Origin of the sequence: Streptomyces kebangsaanensis, from assembly GCF_001906585.1 — a bacterium.
GTDB lineage: Bacteria > Actinomycetota > Actinomycetes > Streptomycetales > Streptomycetaceae > Streptomyces > Streptomyces kebangsaanensis.
Genome location: NZ_JUJA01000164.1, coordinates 27,717 through 30,520 on the forward strand (window position 1 = coordinate 27,717; position 2,804 = coordinate 30,520).

Here is a 2,804-nt window from a genome sequence, read left to right on the forward strand (position 1 = left end):
CCCGCCGGTACGCCGACTACCTGCCCACCGACGGCTTCACCCTCCTGAACACGCTGTCCTCGGCCGGGGCGTTCCTGATCGGCGCGTCCACCCTTCCCTTCCTGTACAACGTCTGGCGCACGGCACGCCGGGGAGAAAAGGTCACCGTGAACGACCCCTGGGGATACGGGCGGGCCCTGGAGTGGGCGACCTCCTGCCCGCCGCCGCGCCACAACTTCCACGCGCTGCCCCGGATCCGCTCGGAGTCCCCGGCGTTCGACCTGCACCATCCGGCGGTCGTGCGGCAGGGGGAGCTGGAGGGTCGGCGATGAGGACCGAGGCCCTGCTCTTCGGCGGCGTCGCGCTGTTCTTCGGCGGCAGCGCGGCCCTGTACGGGATCTGGTCGGGCGAGCCGGCCGGGACGGCGGCCCTGGTCGTCGCCTGCGGGATGGGGGCGCTGGTCTCCTTCTTCTGCCTCATCCAGTACCGGCGCAAGGGCGCCCGCCCGCAGGACCGCACCGGGGCGGAGGTGGCCGACGCGGCGGGGCCGCTGGACTTCTTCCCGCCGGAAAGCACCTGGCCGGTCATCACCGCGCTGGGCTTCGCCGTCGGCGCGCTGGGCGTGGTCTACGGGCTGTGGCTGTTCCTCATCGGTCTGGGTGTGCTGGCTCGGGGGGTTGCGGGGATGGCGTTCCAGTACGTGCACCGGGGCGAGTGACCTCCGCGCGGAGCGGGGCTCCGGGGCGGCGCGACTCGACGGGGCGGTGACCGCTCTCGTAGCCTCCGGCCACGTTCTGCCGCACCTCGCCGGTCTCCTCGCCCTCGGTCAGGACCTGCCGCTCCCTGCGCAGCAGGGCGTGGCACAGGGCCCGGGTGACCAGGAAGGCGGCGACGGGCCCCAGCACGAGCGAGACGCGCAGGATCCAGGTCAGCGCGTTCACCGAGACCTTGAAGGTGACGGCGATGATGTCGTTGCCGCCCGCCAGCATCAGCACGCCGTAGAAGACGATGCCGGCGACGCCGAGGCCGGTGCGCACGGGGCGCTCGCGCGGCCGGTCGCACAGGTGGTGCTCGTGGCGCCACTCCCCGGTCAGCCGCTGCTCGGCGAACGGGTACGCGTACAGGACGGCGAACAGCAGCGCCGGCAGGACGACCGCCGGCAGCAGGACGTTCCACATGAGGGTGTGACCGGCGACGTTCGTCTCCCACGGCGGCATCAGCCGCAGCGAGCCCTCCAGGAAGCCGACGTACCAGTCGGGCTGGGAGCCCGTGGAGACCTGGTGGGGCGTATAGGGGCCGTACGTCCACACGGGGTTGATCTGGGCGATGCCGGCGAGCAGGAAGAGCACGCCGAAGACGGTGAACTGCAGGCCCACCGATGTGGCGGTGAACTCGGGGAAGAGCGGCTTGCCGAGCACGTTGCGGTTGTCGCGGCCCGGGCCGCGCCACTGGGTGTGCTTGAGGTAGAAAACCAGGATCAGGTGCACGACGACCAGCGCGACCAGGGCGCCCGGCAGCAGCAGGATGTGCAGGCTGTACAGGCGGCTGATGATGTCGTGGCCCGGCCACTGGCCGCCGAAGGCGAAGAAGCTGACGTAGGTGCCGACCACCGGCAGGGACATCGCGATCGTCTGCGCGATGCGCAGTCCGGTGCCCGAGAGCAGGTCGTCGGGCAGCGAGTAGCCGGCGAACCCCTCGGCCAGGGCGAGCGCGAACAGCGTCACCCCGATGACCCAGTTGATCTCCCTGGGCCGGCGGAAGGCGCCGGTGAAGAAGATCCGCAGCAGGTGCGCGCCGATGGCGGCGACGAAGACGAGCGCCGCCCAGTGGTGGGCCTGCCGCAGCAGCAGTCCGCCGCGCACCTCGAAGCTGATGCGCAGGGTGGAGTCGAACGCCTCCGACATCCGCACTCCGCGCAGCGGCGCGTAGGGCCCGGTGTAGACGACCTCCCGCATCCCCGGTTGGAAGAACAGGGTCAGCCACACCCCGGTCAGGAGCAGCAGGACCAGGCTGTACAGGGCGATCTCGCCGAGCAGGAACGACCAGTGCTCGGGGAACGCCTTGCGCATCAGCCGCCCGGCGTCGGACAGCGGCAGCCGGGCGTCGAGGAAGCCCGCGAACCGCTCACCGGTCCCCGGGCCGCGTGCCGTGCGCGACCGCCGTGCCGGGCTCACGGCTCGTCCGGTCCGCCGTCGCCGCCCTCGTCCGCTTCCCCGGCCGTGCGCGCCGTCCGCTCCACCTCGGCCTCGACCTCGGCGCGCGGCCTGCCCTCGTCGCTCGCGTACTCGCCCAGGGCGGCCTGCAGATCACGCGCCAGGTCGCGCCAGGCGCGCCAGGCCGTCTCGTACGTCTCGCTCTGCAGTCCGGTCCATCGCTCCTGCGCGGGCGGCCCGTAGTTCTCGCGCAGCCGTTCGACTCGGGCGTGCGCCTCGTCGGCCGCCCGCTGCTTGGCCACGAGCTCTTCGAAGGTGTGTGCCACAGCCCAGGACCCTAAGCAGGAGTGGCGCGCACGGCGGCCGCGACCTGCCGTGGCCGGGGCGCGACGCACCCGTGTGGCGGCCTGCCCCGGGCGGGCTCACCGTCCGAGCACGATCTCGCTCCGCACCTGCCTGTCACCGCCGGCCGGCTCGACGGGAGTGCGGGGCGAGCCGTCGACGACGGCGACGGCGACGCGCGGCCTGCGGCCGGTCGGGGTGAGGTCCGGGCGGACCCGGCCCCCGGTGCGCACGAGGGCGTCGGTGACCGGTTCGGGGACGACGAGGAGAGCGGCGCCGGCGTCCTCGGTCACGCCCCAGGGGCGCAGGTGCGCCGGGTGGAGCGGCGGG

The 2,804-nt window shown here is 73.1% G+C and carries 3 protein-coding genes and 2 pseudogenes; 2 read left to right on the forward strand and 3 right to left on the reverse strand.

The features are described 5' to 3' along the window. Positions 1 to 311 (forward strand): annotated as a pseudogene (locus RH94_RS45325) (cytochrome ubiquinol oxidase subunit I); the annotation flags it as partial. Next, positions 308 to 697: an aa3-type cytochrome oxidase subunit IV gene (gene ctaF, locus RH94_RS33170; RefSeq protein WP_073952038.1), complete on the forward strand. Its 390-nt coding sequence runs from the start codon at positions 308 to 310 to the stop codon at positions 695 to 697. The pseudogene RH94_RS45325 and the gene ctaF, both read left to right, overlap by 4 nt. Here ctaF and qcrB read toward each other — a convergent pair. The 3 genes and pseudogenes from qcrB to RH94_RS33185 form a co-directional block, all read right to left on the reverse strand. Further along, positions 627 to 2,153, reverse strand: a complete 1,527-nt coding sequence (qcrB, locus tag RH94_RS33175) for a cytochrome bc1 complex cytochrome b subunit (RefSeq protein WP_407697393.1) — start codon at positions 2,151 to 2,153, stop codon at positions 627 to 629. The two genes, ctaF and qcrB, sit on opposite strands and share 71 nt — an antisense overlap. Further along, positions 2,150 to 2,458, reverse strand: coding sequence for a hypothetical protein (locus RH94_RS33180; RefSeq protein WP_073952039.1), 309 nt, complete (start codon positions 2,456 to 2,458; stop codon positions 2,150 to 2,152). The genes qcrB and RH94_RS33180 overlap by 4 nt, the downstream gene beginning before the upstream one ends. A 144-nt stretch (positions 2,459 to 2,602) precedes the next feature. After that, a pseudogene (locus tag RH94_RS33185) lies at positions 2,603 to 2,804 on the reverse strand (hypothetical protein); the annotation flags it as partial.